Here is a 22,576-nt window from a genome sequence, read left to right as displayed (position 1 = left end):
ATTATGGCGCTCTCGTTGGCGAAGGGGCTTCCCTAGACCCAACAATGTGGACGCGGGATGGAGCAGTCTGGTAGCTCGTCGGGCTCATAACCCGAAGGTCGTCGGTTCAAATCCGGCTCCCGCAACCAACTTCTAAAAGTTGCAAGCGTCCACAGATAATTGGCGCGGGATGGAGCAGTCTGGTAGCTCGTCGGGCTCATAACCCGAAGGTCGTCGGTTCAAATCCGGCTCCCGCAACCAACTTTTATCGCCAGTTATCACCTTATATTGACGCGGGATGGAGCAGTCTGGTAGCTCGTCGGGCTCATAACCCGAAGGTCGTCGGTTCAAATCCGGCTCCCGCAACCAATTCTTATTAGACCTCACTACCAGTTACTATTTTAAATCCATTCGACCTAGGGTCATCGCCACGGCGTGTCGCGCTCAAATCCGGCTCCCGCAACCAATTCTTAGTAGACCTCACTACCAATTACTATTTTAAATCCATTCGACCTAATGGTCGTCGCCACGGCGTGTCGCGTTCACATCCGGCTCCCGCAACCAATTCTTAGTAGACCTCACTACCAATTACTATTTTAAATCCATTCGACCTAAGGTCGTCGCCACGGCGTGTCGCGTTCATATTCAAGTCTTACAGTGAATTACCCTGCATTGTTTTAAATAAAACGCTATACCCCTTTTGACACTCTGTTGTCTTGCTACTGTGGCGTTTTATCAGCGTGAAATCATGTCTTTTTAGCTCCGGCAAAGCCGCATCCTACCTTGGCTCAAACGATTTTATTGGCGACCCCAAGATTTTCCTAATTTGATTGCATTTTAAGCGGTTTCTATGATGATGTTCGCCACAAGAGGTGATATACTCCCGCCGAATAATTTTTCGACCAATAGAGTAAAGCAATGGCAGATTTATCAAAATACAGAAATATTGGTATTTTCGCGCACGTAGATGCGGGTAAAACGACCACGACAGAGCGTATTCTGAAGCTCACCGGTAAAATTCACAAAACCGGTGAAGTACATGACGGCGAATCAACGACCGACTTCATGGACCAAGAAGCTGAGCGTGGTATTACAATCCAATCAGCAGCTGTAACATGTGAGTGGAAAGGTCACCGTTTAAACGTAATCGATACTCCTGGACACGTTGACTTCACAGTAGAAGTATATCGTTCACTTAAAGTACTTGACGGTGGTATCGGTGTATTCTGTGGTTCTGGTGGTGTTGAGCCGCAGTCAGAAACTAACTGGCGTTATGCGAACGAATCAGAAGTAGCACGTTGTATCTTCGTAAACAAACTAGACCGTATGGGTGCTGACTTCTACCGCGTTGTAGAGCAAGTGAAAAAAGTACTTGGCGCAAACCCACTAGTGATGACTCTTCCTATCGGTATCGAAGACCAGTTCTCTGGTGTTGTTGATGTACTTGAGAAGAAAGCATACGTTTGGGATGACACAGGTCTTCCTGAAAACTACGAAGTACAAGACGTTCCAGCTGACATGGTAGACAAAGTAAATGAGTATCACGAGATGCTTGTTGAAACTGCCGTTGAGCAAGACGACGATCTAATGGAAGCATACATGGAAGGTGAAGAGCCTTCTTTAGAGCAAATCAAAGCGTGTATCCGTAAAGGTACTCGTGATCTTGCGTTCTTCCCAACTTACTGTGGTTCAGCGTTCAAGAACAAAGGTATGCAGCTAGTGCTAGACGCTGTAGTTGATTACCTACCTTCACCAACAGAAGTAGATCCGCAGCCACTAACTGACAAAGACACTGGTGAGCCTACTGGTGAAGTTGCAACTGTATCTGCAGATGAGCCACTTAAAGCGCTTGCGTTCAAAATCATGGACGACCGTTTTGGTGCACTTACCTTCATCCGTATCTACTCGGGCCGCATGAAAAAAGGTGACACAGTACTTAACTCAGCAACAGGTAAAACTGAGCGTATCGGCCGTATGGTTGAGATGCAAGCTGACGAGCGTAACGAACTTACCGAAGCGCAGGCGGGTGACATCATCGCTGTTGTTGGTATGAAGAACGTGCAAACTGGTCACACATTATGTGATCCTAAGCACGAATGTACGCTTGAAGCGATGATCTTCCCTGATCCAGTAATCTCAATCGCTGTTGCACCTAAAGATAAAGGTGGTACAGAGAAAATGGGTATCGCAATCGGTAAAATGGTTGCAGAAGATCCATCTTTCCAAGTTGAGACTGATGAAGATTCAGGTGAAACCATCCTTAAAGGTATGGGTGAACTACACCTTGATATCAAAGTTGATATCCTTAAGCGTACTTACGGCGTAGACCTTATTGTTGGTCAGCCTCAGGTTGCTTACCGTGAAACTATCACCAAAGAAATTGAAGATAGCTACACGCATAAGAAGCAATCAGGTGGTTCTGGTCAATTCGGTAAGATCGATTACCGTATCAAGCCAGGTGAAGTAGGTTCAGGCTACAAGTTCAGCTCAAGCGTTGTTGGTGGTAACGTTCCTAAGGAATTTTGGCCAGCAGTTGAGAAAGGCTTCGCATCTATGATGGAAGAAGGTGTTCTTGCCGGCTTCCCAGTACTAGACGTTGAAGTTGAACTATTTGACGGTGCTTTCCACGCAGTTGACTCATCAGCTATCGCGTTCGAAATCGCTGCAAAAGGCGCATTCCGTCAGTCTATCCCTAAAGCGGGTGCACAACTTCTTGAGCCAATCATGAAAGTTGACGTATTCACTCCTGAAGACAACGTGGGTGACGTAATCGGTGACCTTAACCGTCGTCGTGGTATGATCAAAGACCAAGAAGCGGGCGGCATGGGCGTACGCATCAAGGGTGAAGTACCGCTATCTGAGATGTTCGGTTACATCGGCCACCTACGTACTATTACTTCTGGTCGTGGTCAGTTCTCTATGGAGTTCTCACACTACGCACCTTGTCCGCAAAACGTTGCTGACGAAGTAATCGCTGCAGAAAAAGCGAAAAAAGAAGCGAAGTAATAGTCGCCTCTTCTAAGAAAAACCCAGGCTAGTGCCTGGGTTTTTTTATGCCTATTCCTCTGCTCCCGTATTCGCTGTCATATATTCATCATCTGTCCGTCAATAAATGGTTATATTTTAGAAACATTCGTTCCCTACAGTAACGACGCCAGTACAACCCTTGCTGGTACATATTTGTGGTTAAGAACAGCTTCTTAACAGCGCTAAATAATAAAACTCACGGGAACAAAAAATGAAAGTATCAAAGTTAGCCTTGGCGATGGCGGCAGCCTCGGCCATCTCCTCGCTGGTGTGCACACCAGTGCAGGCCGGAGTCTTGCCTGACGTTCAGACCAATAGTCAGTGGTATCAAACAGATAAGAATAAGCTCAACGAGAAGCAGCAATTGGCCAATCAGCAAAAACTGACTAAGGCCAAAAATGTGATTCTGTTTGTTGGCGATGGTATGGGGGTGTCAACACTCACAGCAGCTCGTATTCTACAGGGCCAAAATAACGGCAAAATGGGTGAAGAAGGTTACCTTAGCTTCGAGAAGTTTCCTTACTCGGCGCAGGTAAAAACCTATAATGTTGATGCACAAACCCCAGACTCAGCAGGCACCATGACCGCCATGGCGTCAGGGGTTAAAACTGATGTGGGTGTGATTGGTGTAGATGAAGATATCGAGCGCGGAAATTGTGCCACGGTAGCTGGTAATGAACTGATTACTGCTCTGGAGCTTGCAGAAATTCGAGGCTTAAGTACTGGTATCGTCAGCACCGCCCGTATTACCCACGCCACTCCTGCAGCAACCTATGCCAAATCAGCAGATCGTAACTGGGAAGACGTGTCAGACATGCCTGCGCAGGCAGTTGCGCAAGGGTGTGAGGATATCGCTACGCAATTGGTTAACTTTGAACAAAACCTTGAAGCGCGCTTTGCTGGTACTGACGTGGATGGTATAGAAGTGGTTATGGGCGGTGGCCGTCGTCACTTCCTACCGAAAGACGAAACGTATAACACTCTTGATGCCCGCAGCGCTATTGAAGGGGACCGCACCGATGGTCGTGACCTGACTCAGGAATGGCAACAAAAGTATGCCGATGGTGTCTATGTATGGGATCGTGCTGGCTTTGATGCTATAGCCGATGACGCTCAGCGGGTGTTTGGACTGTTCAATGAATCTCATATGCAATATGAAGCAGACCGAGGCAATGATCTTGCGGGTGAGCCTTCCCTATCGGAAATGACCGCTAAAGCAATATCTGTGCTTGATAATAACGATACAGGCTTTTTCCTTACGGTTGAGTCCGGGCGTATTGACCACGCTCACCACGCGGGTAATGCATACAATGCGCTGAACGATACAATCGAACTGGCCAATGCCGTGCAGTATGCCATCGAGAACACTAACCCCGAAGAAACATTGATTTTGGTGACTGCGGATCACAGCCATGTCTTTACCATTGCCGGTTACCCTAAACGTGGTAACCCTATTCTAGGTCAGGTAGTGGCGGTAGGGCAGCAGCAGCCGACGCTTGCAGCAGATGGTAAGCCTTACACCACGCTCGGCTATGCCAATGGCTTGGGCTTTCGCGACCTAGGCATGGAAACTAACGCTGATGCCAGCTACAGCGATGCGCCGCAAACCGGGCGTCAAAATCTGGCGGGTATCGATACCACCACCCCAGGTTTTCACCAAGAAGCAACCATTCCACTTAGCTCAGAGACACACGCAGGCGAAGATATTTCCCTTCATGCTATGGGTCCCAGCGCGCATCTAGCGCAGGGAGTGATTGAACAAAGCATGGTGTTCCACATTATCGACTCAGCCCTTGAGCTCACTAAGTAAGCAGGTATTACAATGAACAAGCTAAATATTCTTTCTCTTGCCGTGGTTGCGGCACTGGCGGGTTGCTCTGACGATGATGGCGCGCCGACTCTAACTGTTAACACCGACATAGCTGTGGGTGATAGTCAATGCATTAATGGTGGTATCTACACTCAAGTGGGTGCCGATGACAATGGCAATGGCGAGCTTGATGGCGATGAAATTGCAGCGCAAACGACCAATTGTAACCCGATTAAAACCACATTAGATGATGATGAGTTGGCTAACCTAACGGGCAACGCTTGGTTTAGCGATGCTCAGGATAAAGTCGCGCAGGCACAACAACGTGCCGAGCAGCTAAGCAGCAGCAATCAAAAAGCGAAAAACGTGATTCTGTTCGTAGGTGATGGAATGGGCATCTCCACGGTCACAGCTGCACGTATTTTAGCTGGGCAACTACAAGGAAAAATGGGTGAGGAGCACCAGCTGAGCTTTGAAACCATGCCCTATTCCGGCTTTGCTAAAACCTATAATGTTGATGCGCAAACTCCTGATTCAGCTGGCACTATGACGGCTATGGCGACAGGCGTCAAAACCGATGTGGGTGTGATTGGCGTGGCTGAAGGGATTGCCCGTGGTGACTGTGAATCGGTGTCCGGCAATGAGTTAGTAACCGCCTTAGAGCTGGCAGAAATCGCAGGTAAATCAACAGGAATTGTGTCAACCGCGCGGATCACTCACGCCACACCGGCTGCCACCTATGCCAAGTCGGCAGACCGTAACTGGGAAGACATCTCCGATATGCCTGCTGATGCGGTCGCTGCTGGGTGCGAAGACATTGCTTCGCAATTAGTTAACTTTGAGCCTAATCTGGAAGCGCGATTCGACGTCGATATTGATGGTATTGAAGTAGTAATGGGCGGTGGTCGTCGTCACTTCCTGCCAAAAGATGCCGCATTTAATAGCAATGATGCGCAAAGCAGCACCGAGGGTGACCGCACCGATGGCCGTGACTTAACGGCGCAATGGCAAGCGGCTTACCCCAATGGCACCTATGTGATGGATCAAGCGGGCTTTGATGCTATCGATCCTGCCAGCACTGAACGCATCTTTGCGCTATTTAACGAATCGCATATGCAGTATGAGCAAGACCGAAGCAATGATATCGCTGGTGAGCCGTCGCTGGCGGCGATGACGGAAAAAGCCATTGATGTTCTTGATAATAACGATGAGGGCTTCTTTCTGACTGTAGAGGCGGGTCGTATCGATCACGCTCACCATGCAGGTAATGCCTATAATGCGCTTCACGACACGGTGGAGTTGGCCGAGGCGGTGCAAGCCGCGATGGAAAAGACCAACACGGATGAGACCCTGATCATCGTAACCGCAGATCATAGCCATGTATTTACCATTGCTGGCTACCCTAAACGAGGTAACCCCATTTTAGGTAAAGTGGTTGCCGTTGGCAGCGACGAGCCTACCTTGGCAGCCGATGGCATGCCTTACACCACTTTGGGCTACACCAATGGCAACGGCTTTAAGAACCTTGGCGCACAGACCAATGCTGATGCTGGCTACAACGGTGAGATTGTCACTGGTCGTGTGGATTTGAGCACCATTGACACCACCACAGCTGGATTCCACCAAGAAGCGCTGGTGCCACTTAGCTCAGAAACTCATGCGGGTGAAGATGTGGGTGTGTATGCCCAGGGTCCTGGAGCCCACCTAGTGACCGGAACTAATGAGCAAAACTATATCTTCCACGTGATTAATCACGCTGCAGATTTAGTGAGTAAAGCAGAAGCCAAGCTAGGTAATTAATCACCTAAGGTCGAGGGCATAGGTTGCTATGTCCTTGGCCCTAAGTGGAGGATAAAATGATGAAGTATGTCAAATTAGCCACGTTGGCAGTCGCCATGTGTAGTGCCAGTGTGTATGCGCAACAGCAATGCCAAGCGAATGCGCAGGTGTTAAAAGCCAATTATATACAGCAGCAAGGCGTTCAAGAAGAGCAGCTATTTTCGCTTTGGCGGCTGCATGATCAGGTAGCGCATCAGGCCAACAGCCAGGGGGTCGTTGAGCTCTGGCAACGTCTATCTAATCAGCAAGTGCGGCCTATTCGTTATTTTGAGCATTACCAAAGAGGCATTGAGTACCAACCTGGTGAGCTAAAAGAAGGCGGGCAACCAGTCAGTTGGTCACAAAAATATCAGTTAGTGCACAGTGACCTACTTTCACAGTCGCCATCACGTACGCAAGGTGAGGGCTGCGGCCAAGAGCAGCACTTCGAACACCAGCAAAATGGCTATAAAATGACCCTGGTATGGCTGCCAGCATTGCAGCTGGTCAAGCAGCTTGTGGTAGCACGTGAAGACGCTGACCATCAAGACAGGTGGCAACAAATAAGCAGACTAACGTTGCAAAGTTACCAGCTTAACCCGCAACAAGTGCAGCAACAATTTGCTCATTGGGACCGTTATCAAACTACGGACTATGCCGATGTGGGCGATAATGAACATGATCCATTTTTGGCGAAAATGATAAATCAGGGCTTTATTGAGCACGGTGCATCAGGGTTTTATCACAGTGATGGCCAAGCTATGTCAGGCGGCCACCACCATTGATCATGTAGATATGTAGGATAATTTGTCGCGACCAACCAAGCAGTGCCTATAATAAAATGATTTGTGGTGTGCTGGAGAGAGCATGAGTCGCGGCTGCCTATTTCTTGCCTTGTTGTTTATAATTTCACCTTGCCAAGCCGAGCGCGTGGTTATTGCTGCTGAAGACGCATGGACTCCGTATGCCAATGCCGATGGTACGGGCATGGCGAATGATATAATCACGGCCGCTTTTGCAGCGGTAGACGTGTCAGTCGACTACCATATTTACCCTTATGCGCGGGTGCTGCATTACCTCGATACCGGTGCTTATGTGGCGGGGTTCAATGTGCCTATCGATGCTATCAGTAAAGAAAAGTACTTACTCGGTAGTACACCTCTTTATAAGGCTTATTCTGCGTATTATCACAATACCCAACGGGCTCTGAAAATTACCAACCGTGCGCAGTTTAATGGCGAGTTAGTAGGTGTTGTCAGAGGGTATGGCTATGGCGACCAGTTTCTTGCTTTGGTGGCCGAACATAAAGTGGTGGCGGCGTATGCCAACTCCGATTTACCTAACATGCGAAGGCTGATGTTAGGACGCTTAGACAGTGCGCTTATTTTCATTAAATCAGCAAATTATCTACGTCGTACCCAAGGGATTAGCGATAATATTCAAGTGGCATTTATTAATGAAGGAACCGATATCTTTCTTGCTTTTTCTCCCCATCACCCAGATGGCGAGCGGCTGCAAAAGTTATTTGAACAGGGGCTAAAAAAGATAATCGAGAATGGCGCTCGTGACGCCATTCTCGCTCGGTATTAAACCCTATTAGTCGGCTTTAACCGCACGGTAGCGTAACGTGATATTACCGTAGGGGAGAGGGCCAAGAATACGGGCTTTCCACTTTCCAGCAGCAGGGTTATCAAAGTGACATTGCTCTGCAGTCCCCCAGTTACGTGAGGCACAATCGGCACGGAAAATAGATGGGCGACGTTGGTGGCTAACGTACAGATCAACTTGACCCCAGCCACCCACGAGCTCGATATCTAGCGTTTGGTAACCCTCTGGTAAGTCGATAGTAAAGTTGCGAGGCCAAAACCATCCACTAAGGCCAGTAAACTCGCCCACAAGCTCTTCGGGCTCAGATTGCTCGGCAGCAATGGCGACGATGACAGGGTCATGATCTGAGGCGCGGTATGCATGCTCGGCATACAAGCTGGCCTGCTGTGCCTGGGTTTTGTACTCTAAGTTGTAGTCTAACACCCGAGGCTCATCAGCATTAATATGCCAATCGGTAGCAGCGACCACTTTGTTCATAAGGCTGGGTGATGCCAAAGCGTGGTCTAAGCTGCCTAAGCGGCCTTGGAAGTTATATGAGTAACCCAACGTATTACCTTCCAGCGTAGGAATGACATTGGCAAATCCGGCGTCGGCAAAGGTTTGCATGGGGTCTTCCTGCGCATAAGCATTCATATCACCGACAATGATCACATCGTCATCAGCCACACCAGTGGGTTGGCTCGCTAACCATGAAGCGAACTGCTCGGCACCGGCTACGCGCGTTGCGTTATAGCAGGCTTGACCATCATTTTGGTCTTGATCGAGCCCTTCGGCACGGCTACAACCACCTTTGGATTTTAAGTGAGCGACAGCAACGGTTAACACTTCATCACTTTCAATATCACGGAAGCTCTGTGCGATCGCCGCGCGGTTACCATAGGATAAGGCGTCTTCATCATTGATGCTGGCTGTGCCAACTTCTTGTACGCGGTCGCTACGGTAAATGAGCGCGGTGGTAATGGCGTCGGTGCCAACCTCGGCTACGGCAAAATCAACGAAGGCATATTCGCCGTTATCGGTTGCATCGTTCAGTGCAGTGACTAACGAACTTAGAGCACTGAACTCGCCAAAGCCATCGTTTTCAATTTCCATTAAGCCAACAATGTCGGCATCCATGGCGGTGATGGCGGTAACGAGCTTTTGCTCTTGGCGAATAAACTCTTGCAAATCATCGGCACCGCGAGAGGTTGGAAAGCCGCCTTGCTGGCCATCACCATTGAAGTAGTTTAAGACATTAAAGCTAGCGATTTTAATATCGCCCTGCTCATTGAGTACGGGTGCTTCAGTGCGAGGGTTGCTGGCAGTGAATTGTACAGCCGTGGTTGGATGTAAACGGTAGCGATCAAAACCATAGCCTAACACCCCGGTGAGGCCTTCTACACTATCACCTAAGCGCACGGTATTGTAGGCGTCCAGTCCAGCTCCAGGATAAGGAATCACTTCAGGGTTTTGCTGTGTTGAGCCATCATCAAGTAATAACTGTTTTAGCTGGTTTTGCGCTTCCAGCGCATTGGCGGCATCACCTGGTAGCGCCACTTGAGTGCCTTGATATAAGCGCTCTGTTGCTAGGCCGAGCTCTCCATAGCGTGCCAAATTATAACTATCTACTACATACATTGGCTGGGCGACACTGATGAGCATGCCTTCATAGGCTTCAAGCTCGTCGATATTGTCAACCGGTAGCGTGATTTCAGTGATATCAGCTTGTGCAGTACCACAACTCTTCAGCGCCGTCACATTCTTTAATTGTGTGGCGCCGTAGTATTCATCAACGGTGGCTTGAAGTCGTACACGGTCGCCGACATTAACATCATCATCATTGTGATAAACAAAAATACCTTCAGAGGTGAGGGGATCATTATCAGCGTTGAGTGATGCTAAGAAAAAGCCATTAAGGGCGTCACTTTGTTGGTAATCAGCACTGACCACCGCTTCGACAATAACTTGTTCGCCTTGCAGGGGACTGGCCATGCCTGGCCCTTGGATTTCGCTAATGGTAGTGGCTGGATCAGCACATGTGAGCTCGGGGGTTGGCTCTGGATCAGGGTCGACTGGGCCGGAACCTCCTTGGTAGGTGCCCAAATCACTGAAGTCGTCTTGCTCATAGCCAGTAAAGAAGTCGCTAGGGATATAGGCGGTGTCTAGGGCGGTGCGAGCACCGGTGCCATCAATACGGCGCAGGGTATTATTTTGCGTAGAGGTGAGCCCTTCACCCCATTGCGAACCAGGATCGAGGCCAACCTGACCAAGGCTATCAATGACGTCACCCTGTTTACGAAGCACAATGGCATCATCGCCGTTGAACCAACCACCGCCTGCAATTTGATCAGCGACTGCTAGAATTGCAGAATCTGCTGATTCATGTGCGGCAACAAAAACGCCTTCAGCTGCCAGTGAGCCTGAGAGATCGAGAGTATAACCAGCCGTAGTGCTGCCGTTAAAGTAAAACTCAATACTATATTGGCTTAAATCGACTGACTCTGAATTGGGGTTATAAAGCTCGATGGCTTTATTATTGCTACTGCCTTCGACATATTCTGATATTAAGATATCTGCTTGAGCGCTGAGCGATGCCAACGAGGCCGCCACCGCTAGAGCGATAGGTGTGACTGTGTTTTTCATTAGATAGCTTCCCGTGTATTGTTATTTATCCCTAAAGGGGGACATATTATGCCCCCAATAAGTTACACGAAAATTTCAAGTTGTTAACTTGTTAGCGCTTTTTCTCAGAAAAAAGTTGGGTGTTAAGCTTAAGATTCGTTAAGCCACTGCGCCGCGCGTTTAGCAAAATAAGTGAGAATACCGTCAGCCCCTGCACGTTTGAAGGCAAGCAAAGACTCCATGACAATGGCTCTTTCTTCTAACCAGCCGTTTTCAATAGCAGCCATGTGCATGGCGTATTCACCACTGACTTGATAGGCGAAGGTGGGCACGGAAAACTCATCTTTAACGCGTCGAACAATATCTAAGTAGGGCATGCCTGGTTTCACCATGACCATATCAGCGCCTTCTTGTAAGTCCAGCGCGACTTCTCTGAGGGCCTCATCGGAGTTTCCGGGATTCATTTGGTAGGTTTTTTTATCAGCCCCTTTGAGGTTACCCGCTGAGCCGACCGCATCGCGAAATGGGCCATAATAGCTTGACGCATACTTGGCAGAATAAGCCATAATTTGGGTATTGATCAGGCCTTGCTCTTCTAGCGCCTCACGAATAGCGCCGATACGACCATCCATCATATCTGAGGGGGCAACGACATCGGCACCCGCTTGGGCGTGTGACAGCGCTTGTTTCACCAACACCTCGGTGGTGATGTCATTGATAACATAGCCTTGCTCGTCAATGATGCCGTCCTGACCATGCACGGTGAAGGGGTCCAAGGCAACATCGGTGATCACCCCCAGCTCAGGCAGTTCGCTCTTCAAAGCGCGCACCGTGCGTTGTGCTAACCCCTCTGGGTTATAGGCTTCTTCGGCATGCAGAGATTTCTTTTCACTGGGTGTGACTGGAAATAGGGCAATAGCGGGTACACCTAAAGCGACCAACTCTTTAGCTTCTTCAATCAATAAGTCGATGGACAAGCGCTCAACGCCAGGCATAGATTCAACCTGTTCGCGGCGGTTTTTGCCTTCCAAGACAAACACTGGATAAATTAAGTCATTAACGCTGAGCTCATGCTCTTGAGTTAAGCGTCTAGAGAAGTCATTTTTACGTAAACGACGCATACGCGTATAAGGAAACAGGTCGAGTCCTGATTGGGCCATAATGCTCTCCTAAGGCAAAGATTGTGAGCTAATTACTTGATTACGACCATGCGCTTTAGCATGGTATAGCGCCTCATCCGCCATATGGGTGATGTCGCCAGCGTGAGCGGTGGTTTCCCCGTAAGCGGTATGCACGCCAATACTAACAGTTAATGAAAATTGGTGCTCTGAGAATTCAACCTGTTGTTGACCTACCTCAGTGCATACTTCTTCGCCCAGCTTGAGGGCGCCCTCGTGCGTGGTATTGGGTAAAATAACGGCAAACTCTTCACCGCCGTAGCGGCACACATGGTCAAATGGGCGGCGTAAACAGGCTTTGATAGTTTGTGACACCAATTTAATAGCTGCATCGCCAGCGGGATGACCATAGCTATCGTTGACCTTTTTAAAGTGATCTATGTCTATCATTAGCAGGCTCAATGGAGCGTCATCCCGTTGTGAGCGCCGTAACTCATGCTCTAAACGCTTATCGAAAAAGCGGCGATTTTTGACACCCGTTAATGGGTCCTCGTTATTAATGCGCTCTAGCTCTGTGTTCTTTTCTTCTAATTCCCGTAGGGTAATTTGTAGCTCTATGGTGCGCTCTTCTACTTTATTTTCTAGTTCTTCTTTAGTTTGTTCCTCTAGTGCCAGCTGCTGAGCCAGTAATTGGTCTCGTGTTTGCTGCTCCGCCAGTGCTTGTTGCTGCGCGCGCATGCGTTCACTGTGCTGGCTTAACAAGTTGCGAATAACTACAAAACAGACAAGTAAGGCACTGCTCGCAGGGGGCAAGAAAAGCCACCAACTGGTTTTGTTAATCGGCAATGCGAAACCAAAATAGTTGAGACAAAAATAGCCCATCAGCGCGAGTAACATCAGATTGGCAATACTGAGTACCCATAACTGTTGTTGTTGCTTACGATACCCCTGCCAAGCACTATAGACCGCGCCGAATAAACAAAATAAGGTACTCGCAACAACTACGATCGGGTCGGCAATAGCGGCAGGTAATAGGTTTGGAAGTAGGCCGATAACCACAGTAATGAGCATGACAGTAATCGACGTTTTACGTTTTATTGGCGCTATCAGTGTTTGATTCAAAGCAACTAAGAGGCTTGGTGCAGCTATCAGTAGTAGGGGCAGCACCGCCGTTTGTAGCCAAGGTGTATCGGGGTGCAAATAGCGATAGCCATAGCCAAATACGTAAATACCTATCAGTGCCAAAGCACTAATGTATGCCGTGGCCAATAAAAAGCGGGCTTGTCGTGACAGAATAAAAAAGAATAAGGTGGTCAATATCAGCGTTGCCGCGAGGCCCATCACCGCCCCGAATAGGCTATTGAAGCTGCTTTTGTATTCAAAGTAGCTCTTCAGAGTATGCACCTGAACCGGCATTCTAAAGCCGTCACTGGCGATCACTTCGATGTAGACCCAGTGCTCCCCAGGGCTACGGGTATCAATATAAAAGGACAGTGATTCATCTTTAAAAAGTCGATCTGCACTATCAACTTGACTACCTATAGTACGCGTATTGATTAGCTTATTATCACGTAAATGAAACGCTTTGAGGCTATCTATTAATGGGTTATCGATGGCAATAATATATACGCTGGGTGGGTGTTGGTGAGAGCTTAAATTCACCCGCAGCCAGCCATAACGCACTTTGTTGCCCAAGTTGATAAACGGCTTATTAAGGGGTTGCCAATGGGGTGAATTTTGCGCTGTTGCTAAGGAGTCTGCTTCGGTATTGATACTCATGCTTGAGGCGAGCGCTGAGCACGACCACAGCAGCATCATCGCCCAAGCAAGCACACGCATAACTAACGCAGCTCCACATTAAACAATTGGCTAAAATTATGTTTGGTCTGCGCGATGATCTCTGCCTCAGTGCATGCGTAGCGTTGAGCTAAGTGGGTGACTACGTAGCCAAGGTGATGGGGTTCACAGCGCCGTGACTTTGGTTTTGGCCGTATTGTCCGAGGCAGGAGGTAAGGAGCGTCAGTCTCAACTAGTAATCGCTCCCTAGGAATATGCGCCAAGGCTTCATTGAGCGCTTGCGAGCGACGTTCATCACATACCCAGCCTGTGATCCCTAAATACAGGCCCAACTCAAGATAGTGCTGAGCCTGTTCAGCATTGCCGGTAAAGCAGTGCACAATTCCACGCGGTTGGTACTCTCGCAGCAGTGCTAGCATATCCGCACTGGCATCACGTTCATGTAAATACACGGACAGCGCTAATTCATTTGCCAAAGCTAGCTGGCGAGCAAAAATCTCGCGCTGTACAGGTCGCGGTGAGAAGTCGCGGTTGTAGTCGAGGCCGCATTCACCAATAGCCAGTACTTCACTTTGACTGGCTAGCCGGGCGATAACTTGCTCGAACTCGGCGCTTGCATCTTTTGCATTGTGGGGATGAATACCGGCGGTGCAAAACAACTGATGGCGACGTGCCAGCTCAACTGCATGCTGGCTATCGCGCTCGTCACAACCAATCACTACCATATTGGTGATACCTGCGTCGCGCGCACGAGCAACCACAGCGTCAGTATCTGCTGCAAATTGGCTGCTTGTGAGATTGACTCCGATATCTATCATGGCAGCTACTTAATCAACGCGTTTAACACGGATAGACTTATTTGCACCTTGTTTTTTCAGTAGGAAAGAGTTGAACATGCCACGGCTAATAATCACTGTATCATTGCTATTCAAACGAAAATGTTCGGTGCCAATTTGGCGCCATTTTTGGCCGTTGTCTAGAGTCAAAATAAGCTCACCATAAGGGGCTTCATCAACTTGGCTTACACGCGCGCGAAGCTCGTTATTATCGTCTTTTTGTTCTTTTTCTTTTTTATGCTCTAGGCCAAAGTCTGCTTTATTGGCTTTGCTATGTTTTGCTGGCGCACCGGCAACACTTGCGGCTTGCGCTTTTTTATTACTTTGCGGTGCAGCGTTGGTGTTTTTCACTTCGCCTTTAGGCATAGCATCAATAGGTTTGCCGGCCATGATGTTGTCGTAGCACAGCAGGCGACGAAAATCATTTTCAATAAAGCTACAGGCCTTTAGCGCTTGAATATTCACGCCGTCATTGGCTATGGCTGCGGGAGAAAGTGTTCCCACCCAAGCGGTGAGCACGGCGGATACTAAATATTTTTTCATTGTTTTTCTTCCTGTGGTGATTTAGCGCTATAAAAGGCGGCCAAAATCAGGCCGAGCTCAAATAATAACAGCATCGGTAAGGCGAGCAAGGTCTGTGATAACACATCGGGGGGCGTTAGAAACATCGCGACCACAAAAGCCCCAACCACGATATAAGGGCGCTTTTGCTTTAAACTCGCGGTGGTCGTTGCCCCACTCCAACAAAGCAGCATGATGGCTACCGGGATTTCAAAGGCAATACCAAAGGCGAAAAATAGCTTTAATGCAAACCCTAAATAGCTGCTGATGTCTGGCGTAAGCGTCATAACCTCAGGGCCAATACCGGTAAAGAAGCTGAGTACGATGGGGAGGACAACGAAGTAACAAAAAGCGATACCACCGTAAAAAAGTAAGACGCTTGAAAGCAAGATAGGGATCAGCATGCGCTTTTCGTGTTGATACAGTCCCGGCGCAATAAAAGACCATACTTGATGCAAGATAAAGGGGATGGCAGCAAATATGGCAACAAAAAGTGTAAGCTTAAAAGGCGTAAAAAACGGTGCGGTAACATCGGTGGCGATCATCTGGCTGTTTGCTGGCAAATGTGCAAGCAGAGGCGCTGCAACAAAGGCGTAAATGTCGTTAGCAAAATACACGAGCGCAACAAACACCAACAATACGCAAAGCAATGAGCGCATCAAGCGATTACGTAATTCGACCAAGTGGGCAATAAAGCCGCTCTGTTGGGGTTCACTCATCTTTGTTACTGCTGTCTTTTTTTGGTGCGTTGTCATAACTGCGAGTGACTGATTGCGCCGCTTTATGCAGCTCTGCCACCGAGTCTTTTACATCGTCAGGAAGGTTTTCCATATTTTGCTGCTCAGCCTTTTTAAGGTTCTGATGTAGCTCATGTACACGCAGTTCCTCGTTGACCTGTGCAGAAATATTGTTGGCCATGCCTTTGGCTGTTTTTACCCAGCGGCTTACCGTTCGAATGGCCACAGGTAAGCGTTCGGGGCCAAGTACAATAAGACCTACAACGAACACCACCAATAATTCCCACATGCCCATGGGTGGCTACACCTTATCTTTGTCTTTTTGACTTGGGTTTTCTTCAGCCTGTTGTTTCGATTCAGAAATTTTAGCGTCATCTGACTTTGCATCGGGCTTATTATCGTCATCCGATACCGCTTTTTTAAAGCCTTTTACTGCATTACCTAAATCACCGCCTATATTACGCAGCTTTTTAGTGCCAAAAAGTAGCACGATGATCGCCAATACGATCAACAACTGCCAAATACTAATACCGCCAAAACCCATAACTGTCTCCGAAATGTCCTACTAAACTGTGGCGAAGTATACCGCGCACAAAGATGATGTCATAGTGCTGTTAGCCTTTACGCCAAGCAGCAAACAGCGCTGCAAACCCGGCGACGGCACTGACTGCTGAAAATACGGGATGTTGCGCAAGCGCGACTAAACAAGCAACGATCAGTCCTGTGCAGCCAGCTAACGCTAAAATAATCGCTTTGTGATTGGCCGCTGGTGGCGCAGGAGGATGCTGTTGACGCCTCAAATTATGGTAGATCAGATCCGGTAGCTCAGGAAACTTCTCTGCCCAAAATGGTAAGTTGGCGTACATTTGTTTGGCGACTGCCCAAGGCCCTACTTGCTGTTTAACCCAGTCTTCTAAGAAGGGTTTGGCGGTTTTCCACAGATCTAGCTGAGGGTAAAGCTGTCGCCCTAATCCTTCGACATAAAGCAGTGTTTTTTGCAGTAGTACGAGCTGTGGCTGCACTTCCATATTAAAACGTCGAGCGGTATTGAATAAATTAACCAATACATGACCAAACGAAATTTCCGCTAGCGGCTTGTTAAATATGGGTTCGCAAACAGTGCGAATAGCGAATTCAAACTCTTCAATACTGGTATCGGCAGGGACCCAGCCGGAATCCACATGCAGCTCAGCAACCTTACGATAATCACGATTGAAAAAGGCGATAAAGTTTTCCGCTAAATAGCGTTTATCTTCTTTATTTAAGGTACCAACAATGCCACAGTCGATGCCGATATATTGCGGGTTATGAGGGTTATCAAAGGAGACAAAGATATTGCCAGGGTGCATATCCGCATGGAAGAAGCTATCGCGAAAAACTTGCGTAAAAAAGACCTCAACGCCACGTTCCGCCAATAACTTCATATTGGTACCTTGCTTTAATAAGGCATCGGTGTCGGATACGGGAATGCCATATATACGTTCCATAACCAGCACATTGGTGCGGCTAAAGTCGCTATACACAAAGGGGATATAAAGTGATTCCGAGTCTTCAAAATTACGTCGTAGCTGAATCGCATTGGCGCCTTCGCGCATCAGATCGAGTTCATCGAGAAGGGTTTTCTTATACTCCTTAACAACCTCCACCGGACGTAAACGGCGGCCTTCTTTAAGCAGTTTGGCGACAACTCGGGCGCATTGCTGCATCAGCGCTAAATCGGCATCTATTTGCTTTTTGATGTTAGGACGAATGACTTTAACGACCACATCTTGGTGGTCACCGTCGTTGTCAATGAGAGTGGCCGTATGCACCTGCGCAATTGATGCGGAAGCCAAGGGAGTCACATCAAACTCACTGAACACGTCGCTGATATCATTAACTTCCAGTGCTTGCTCGATAATGGCTTTGGCCTGATCACCTGCAAAAGGAGGAACTTGGTCTTGTAGCAGAGCCAGCTCACTGGCGATTTCCGGTGGTAGCAAGTCACGACGGGTAGAGAGCATTTGCCCAAACTTAATCCACACCGGCCCTAATGTTTGTAGCGCTAAACGTAAACGCACGCCTGCGGGTTTATCCTTATGGCGATTACGTAACCAAAAAATACTGCGTCGAGCCAATTTGGCAAACCAAGGAAGCTTCTGCTGTGGCAGCAGTTCATCGATGCCATACTGCAATAAGGTTTTAGTGATGAAATACAGTCTTGCCGCAGACAAAGGGCACCTCTTTACTGTGTTTGCTGAACGTGCGTCAACAACGCATCTATACGTTGTTCAAGATGCTGGACGTCGGATTTTAGCTGGCGACTCTGGCGCGTGAATTGTTCTAATTCTAGCGGGTGAATACTCACTTTAAGCTCATCCTGCAAGAGCGTGAGCACGATATGGTCGAGTTTAGTGAGGCTCTGCTGAGCTTGCGCTTTACCTTTACTGAGAGTTTGCCATAGCAACTGTGCTGGAGCATCACCGATATATTTAGACCAGTGCTCGGGCCAATCAATATCCAAATCATTAAAGGCTTGGCTGTAGGCTTGGGCCAGATGAATATCGCCTTCAAGGTCGAGCTTATCTTGGCGGATAAGCTGGGTGAGCAAAGAGGGATCCTTTAGCTTCATTAATGTATCAGTATCAGCGCTAATAAAGCATTGGTGTTGCTCGGGTGCTTCATTATGGGCTTGCAGCATTAGCCCTGCATCACCATAGTGAACACTTACATACTGCTGCCAGTCACGAATGTGCAGTACCAGCACTTGAGTGTTTATCTGTTGCAGCCTTTGCTGCAACTGCGGATCAAGCAGTATCAGTCGATTAGCCAGCTTTTCAGCGCTGGCTACAGCAAAGTGAGAGAGCATATTTGCCTCTTAAAATTTAAAGCCACGGTGGAGGGCAACAATGCCCCCGGTCATATTTTGATAACTGGTTTGCTCAAAGCCCACTTCTTTCATCATGGCTTCCAAGGTGTCTTGGTCCGGGTGCATACGGATTGATTCTGCTAGATACTTGTATGACTCACTGTCATTGAGTACCGCTTTACCGACCTGCGGTAAAATGTTGAATGAGTACATATCATACAGTTTAGTAAGCACTTCATGTTCAGGCTTGGAAAACTCAAGAATCAGTAATCGTCCACCGGGTTTTAATACGCGAAACATCGAAGCGAGGGCTTTGCTCTGATCAGTCACATTACGTAAACCAAACGCAATGGTGATCACATCTATGCTGTTATCGGGAAATGGCAGCGCTTCGGCGTTCATTTGTACATATTCAATGTTGCTGACTAGGCCTCGGTCGCGCAGTTTATCGCGACCCACTTTAAGCATCGAGTCATTGATGTCGCCGAGAATCACCTTGCCAGTCTCTCCCACTAGTTGGCTAAACTTAGCGGTTAAATCGCCTGTACCACCGGCCAAATCTAGTATGGTTTGCCCTTTGCGGGCTCCTGAACTGGCAATGGTAACCCGTTTCCACAAGCGGTGGATGCCAAAAGAGAGCAAGTCATTCATTAAATCGTATTTGGCAGCAACAGAGTGGAAGACATCCGCTACATGGTTAACTTTGTCGCTTGTAGCAACCGTTTTATAGCCAAAGTGGGTGGTTTTTTGCTCAGCTTCTTTCATCTAATTTAAGCCCAGAGGGAGAGTTTGCCATAGTGTACTTGAGGCCCTGTAACAGCTCAAGGATTAAGCCGTTTTTAGCAAGCGCAGAAGCTAATGAGTGGATGAGACGAGGGCGCTAAAGTTAGGTTCTTGCTGGCGATGTATGGTTTGGCATTGAAACGCCACACCAGGGAGCTGTTTACCACTGCGTGAACTTACAAAGCGAAGCTTACTGATGCCGGCTTGTACTTTTTCGGCAATGAGGTCCACGGTTTGTGCCTCGACGTCGGCCATCATAATGGTAAACTGCTCATTTTGGGTGCGCCCGCAAAAACCACTTTCTTTGACATATTTGTCTATTTTGGTGGCCACTTTTTCGAGCATTAAATTACCAATGCTGTCGCCGTAGTCATGACAAAACTGTTGATAGTTTTCGACATCAATACGGATCAAAGAGATTTGATGCTGCTTCTTGGCCCAATACTGAAATTTTTTATCGAGATAATGACGGTGATAAAGGCCGGTGAGTGGGTCGAGATGGTGTTTGTCTTTAAGGCGTTTTAGTTGCGATTTAGTACTAAGGTATTGCTGTTTTATTTGCTCCAGTAGTTGCTTAAACTTTTGCATTTGCCCTTTTAACACTAGGGTATGCTCGGCTAACTTACGCAGCTGGTGTCGGCTTTTATCAACATCATGTTCATCTAAAGCGCGAGCACAACGATCAATTTCGAGGTGGTAATGGTCGATGTGTTTTTGATTGCTTTTGCTATTGCGCTCTAGATTACCTATCAATTCGCTAATACGTTCAACCATAGCGGTCTGCTTTTGATGATCCGGTGTGAGATGTTGTATATACAACTCTTCCATTAACACTGAATCAATGATGCGGCCTTCGGTTACAGCAGCTTGTAAGGCCTCACTCAGTGCACTTTCGCCTTCACTCACATGCTGGTACAGCACATGGTAATTTAAAGGTGTTGGCGGCAGCGCATGCAGTTCGAGCAAATGACAGACTTGGGTCATTTTCTCTTGCGCGTTGGCCATGGAGTCATGGAACATCATAATCACAATCACCAGGTTGAAATAGAGGTGCAGCCAATCCTAGCTTGCTTATACATCCCTTGGCGGTATTAAAAAGCAAATTGTTCTCTTTTGGAATACTCTGGTTACATAATTGCGACCAAGCGCCCACTTTATGCGCAGAACCGACATTTGGACGCTGGTCGCAAGCGGTTGGCTCGCGCGCTGTGGTAGGCTAGAGTATGGCGAAATGCACAATCAATGAGAATAAAGCATGAACCTAGGAACACATATTAAGCAACTGGCATTGGCCTGTGCGATTCCCCTTGCTTTGGGTGGCTGCGCAAGCTCAGCACACAAGACCAACACCAATAACCAGTTCACCACATTGGCTGAGCAGGTTGTCAGTTATCGAGAAAGCGTCAACCCGTATAAGCAAGAGGTTGACGGGTATTTGCTCCCCAATTTATCGCCTGAATTCTTAGAGCAGCAATACCAAGATAAAACAGCATTATTGAATAAGCTTAAAGCTATCGATAAAAGCACGCTCAGTGAAGAGAATCAGATCAATCTGCAAATTTTGACTGCGCAGGTGCAAAACAGTGTCGATGAGTATGTGTTCAATACGCACTATATGCCCCTTACCTCCGAATATGGTTTTCACTCATCCTTGTCATTTATGGTGCAGCGTGGAGATTACAGTTCTGCTCAAGGGTTTGAAACCTACTTAGCGCGCCTGCGCCAAGTGCCTCGGTTCTTTGAGCAAAACATCTATTGGATGAAAAAAGGGCTCGAAACAGGGTTAACGCAACCTAAAGCCGTGCTTGCCGGCTATGAGGAGTCGATAAGCGCGTACTTGGTCGATGATGTCACCGAGTCTGCGTTTTATGCTCCTTTCAAGCGTAACACCGCAGGGGTGAGTGATGAGGCCTTTGCTGAGCTGCAAGCCCAAGCTAAGCGCGTTATCGGTGAACAGGTACTGCCAGCATACCAAGGCTATTACGATTTCTTTACGCAAACCTATCAGCCAGGTGCACGTGAATCGATAGGGATTTCTGAAGTGCCAAATGGCAAAGCTTATTATGCTAATCGAGCGCGTCATTACACCACCACGCAGATGACTGCGAAAGAAATTCATGAACTCGGTCTGCAAGAAGTGGCTCGTATTCGCGGCGAAATGCAGGCGATTATTGATGATTTAGGATTCGAGGGCAGTTTTGCTGAGTTTATTGAATTTTTACGTACCGACCCTCAATTTTACGCTAAAACACCGGAAGAGCTATTGAAAGAAGCCTCATTCATCGCCAAAAAGATGGATGCGCAGCTGCCTAAACTATTCAAGCAGTTACCACGCAAACCTTACGGTGTCGCTCCGGTGCCAGCGAGTATTGCGCCAAAATACACCACAGGTCGTTATGTGGGGGCAAGCAAAGAGGATGAGCCTGGTTACTATTGGGTTAATACCTATGCACTGGATAAGCGGCCATTATATGTTTTAGAAGCTTTGACCCTACACGAAGCCGTACCGGGGCACCATCTACAAATTGCCCTCAATGCTGAGCTTGATTATCTACCTAGCTATCGACGCGACGCCTATCTATCGGCCTTTGGCGAAGGTTGGGGGCTGTACAGTGAGTATTTAGGCTTAGAAGCGGGCTTCTATCAAGATCCATACAGTAATTTTGGTCGTCTTACTTATGAAATGTGGCGTGCAGCGCGTTTAGTGGTCGATACAGGCATGCACATGTTCGGTTGGAGCCGTGATAAAGCGCTGAACTTTATGCGTGATAATACCGCGCTGTCGCTGCATAATGTGAAAACCGAGACTGATCGCTATATCTCATGGCCGGCCCAGGCGCTGTCATACAAAATTGGTGAGCTCACCATTAAGCGCTTGCGCGCTAAAGCGGAAAACGCTTTAGGCCATGATTTTGACTTGCGCGAGTTCCACTATCAGGTCTTGCGCCATGGCTCAATTCCTCTTAATGTACTGGAACAACAAATAGATAACTATATCGACGAGGCACTTGCTAACAACCAAAACGGTGCCAAAGCGAAGTAAGGGAAGGGCG

General features: G+C 47.9%; 18 protein-coding genes and 3 tRNA genes. 9 read left to right on the top strand and 12 right to left on the bottom strand.

The window, feature by feature from the left end:
* Positions 1-51: 51 nt before the first annotated feature.
* From MHM89_RS17820 to MHM89_RS17785, 8 genes are all read left to right on the top strand, one after another.
* Positions 52-128: transfer RNA gene (locus MHM89_RS17820), tRNA-Met, on the top strand.
* Positions 129-163: 35 nt separating this feature from the next.
* Positions 164-240: transfer RNA gene (locus MHM89_RS17815), tRNA-Met, on the top strand.
* Between the two features lie 31 nt (positions 241-271).
* Positions 272-348 (top strand) — tRNA-Met (locus tag MHM89_RS17810).
* Positions 349-897: 549 nt separating this feature from the next.
* Positions 898-2,985, top strand: a complete 2,088-nt coding sequence (gene fusA, locus MHM89_RS17805) for an elongation factor G (RefSeq protein WP_045980256.1) — start codon at positions 898-900, stop codon at positions 2,983-2,985.
* 232 nt (positions 2,986-3,217) lie between these two features.
* Entirely contained in the window at positions 3,218-4,816 is a 1,599-nt protein-coding gene (locus MHM89_RS17800) for an alkaline phosphatase (RefSeq protein ID WP_138589119.1), read from the top strand.
* 12 nt (positions 4,817-4,828) lie between these two features.
* A complete protein-coding gene (locus MHM89_RS17795) occupies positions 4,829-6,616 on the top strand; it encodes an alkaline phosphatase (RefSeq protein ID WP_239409386.1) in 1,788 nt (595 codons plus the stop codon).
* A 56-nt stretch (positions 6,617-6,672) separates the two neighbouring features.
* The gene (locus MHM89_RS17790) at positions 6,673-7,419 is read left to right on the top strand and encodes a hypothetical protein (RefSeq protein ID WP_239409385.1); all 747 of its coding nucleotides are present in this window, start codon (positions 6,673-6,675) and stop codon (positions 7,417-7,419) included.
* A gap of 82 nt (positions 7,420-7,501) precedes the next feature.
* Positions 7,502-8,224, top strand: a complete 723-nt coding sequence (locus MHM89_RS17785; RefSeq protein WP_239409384.1) for a transporter substrate-binding domain-containing protein — start codon at positions 7,502-7,504, stop codon at positions 8,222-8,224.
* Positions 8,225-8,230: 6 nt separating this feature from the next.
* Here the strand turns inward: MHM89_RS17785 and MHM89_RS17780 are convergent, their stop codons facing one another.
* The 12 genes from MHM89_RS17780 to MHM89_RS17725 form a co-directional block, all read right to left on the bottom strand.
* Positions 8,231-10,864, bottom strand: coding sequence for an ExeM/NucH family extracellular endonuclease (locus MHM89_RS17780; RefSeq protein WP_239409383.1), 2,634 nt, complete (start codon positions 10,862-10,864; stop codon positions 8,231-8,233).
* A gap of 128 nt (positions 10,865-10,992) precedes the next feature.
* Positions 10,993-12,003, bottom strand: coding sequence for a porphobilinogen synthase (gene hemB, locus MHM89_RS17775; RefSeq protein ID WP_022943899.1), 1,011 nt, complete (start codon positions 12,001-12,003; stop codon positions 10,993-10,995).
* 9 nt (positions 12,004-12,012) lie between these two features.
* Entirely contained in the window at positions 12,013-13,800 is a 1,788-nt protein-coding gene (locus MHM89_RS17770) for a sensor domain-containing diguanylate cyclase (protein WP_239409382.1), read from the bottom strand.
* Between the two features lie 2 nt (positions 13,801-13,802).
* Entirely contained in the window at positions 13,803-14,576 is a 774-nt protein-coding gene (locus tag MHM89_RS17765) for a TatD family hydrolase (RefSeq protein ID WP_239409381.1), read from the bottom strand.
* Positions 14,577-14,585: 9 nt separating this feature from the next.
* Complete coding sequence (locus MHM89_RS17760) at positions 14,586-15,137, bottom strand: hypothetical protein (RefSeq protein ID WP_045980264.1); 552 nt, start codon at positions 15,135-15,137, stop codon at positions 14,586-14,588.
* Positions 15,134-15,874: a twin-arginine translocase subunit TatC gene (tatC, locus tag MHM89_RS17755; protein ID WP_022943903.1), complete on the bottom strand. Its 741-nt coding sequence runs from the start codon at positions 15,872-15,874 to the stop codon at positions 15,134-15,136. The genes MHM89_RS17760 and tatC overlap by 4 nt, the downstream gene beginning before the upstream one ends.
* On the bottom strand, positions 15,867-16,187 hold the full coding sequence (gene tatB / locus MHM89_RS17750) for a Sec-independent protein translocase protein TatB (protein ID WP_022943904.1): 321 nt from the start codon (positions 16,185-16,187) through the stop codon (positions 15,867-15,869). Before tatB ends, tatC begins: the two co-directional genes overlap by 8 nt.
* Before the next feature lie 6 nt (positions 16,188-16,193).
* The gene (gene tatA / locus MHM89_RS17745; protein WP_138510096.1) at positions 16,194-16,436 is read right to left on the bottom strand and encodes a Sec-independent protein translocase subunit TatA; all 243 of its coding nucleotides are present in this window, start codon (positions 16,434-16,436) and stop codon (positions 16,194-16,196) included.
* A gap of 70 nt (positions 16,437-16,506) precedes the next feature.
* A complete protein-coding gene (ubiB, locus tag MHM89_RS17740) occupies positions 16,507-18,105 on the bottom strand; it encodes a ubiquinone biosynthesis regulatory protein kinase UbiB (protein WP_022943906.1) in 1,599 nt (532 codons plus the stop codon).
* A gap of 11 nt (positions 18,106-18,116) precedes the next feature.
* Positions 18,117-18,740, bottom strand: a complete 624-nt coding sequence (locus tag MHM89_RS17735) for an SCP2 sterol-binding domain-containing protein (protein WP_053911686.1) — start codon at positions 18,738-18,740, stop codon at positions 18,117-18,119.
* A gap of 9 nt (positions 18,741-18,749) precedes the next feature.
* Positions 18,750-19,505: a bifunctional demethylmenaquinone methyltransferase/2-methoxy-6-polyprenyl-1,4-benzoquinol methylase UbiE gene (ubiE, locus tag MHM89_RS17730; RefSeq protein ID WP_022943908.1), complete on the bottom strand. Its 756-nt coding sequence runs from the start codon at positions 19,503-19,505 to the stop codon at positions 18,750-18,752.
* Positions 19,506-19,595: 90 nt separating this feature from the next.
* Complete coding sequence (locus tag MHM89_RS17725) at positions 19,596-20,546, bottom strand: diguanylate cyclase (RefSeq protein ID WP_130145027.1); 951 nt, start codon at positions 20,544-20,546, stop codon at positions 19,596-19,598.
* A 232-nt stretch (positions 20,547-20,778) separates the two neighbouring features.
* On the opposite strand from MHM89_RS17725, the gene MHM89_RS17720 reads away from it, so the two are divergent.
* Complete coding sequence (locus tag MHM89_RS17720) at positions 20,779-22,566, top strand: DUF885 domain-containing protein (RefSeq protein ID WP_239409380.1); 1,788 nt, start codon at positions 20,779-20,781, stop codon at positions 22,564-22,566.
* Positions 22,567-22,576 lie beyond the last annotated feature (10 nt).

The sequence above is a fragment of the Pseudoalteromonas sp. CNC9-20 genome, assembly GCF_022347875.1.
Classification (GTDB): domain Bacteria; phylum Pseudomonadota; class Gammaproteobacteria; order Enterobacterales; family Alteromonadaceae; genus Pseudoalteromonas; species Pseudoalteromonas ruthenica.
Note: the sequence above shows the minus strand (reverse complement) of the source record. Positions and strands in the feature narration are given on the sequence as shown.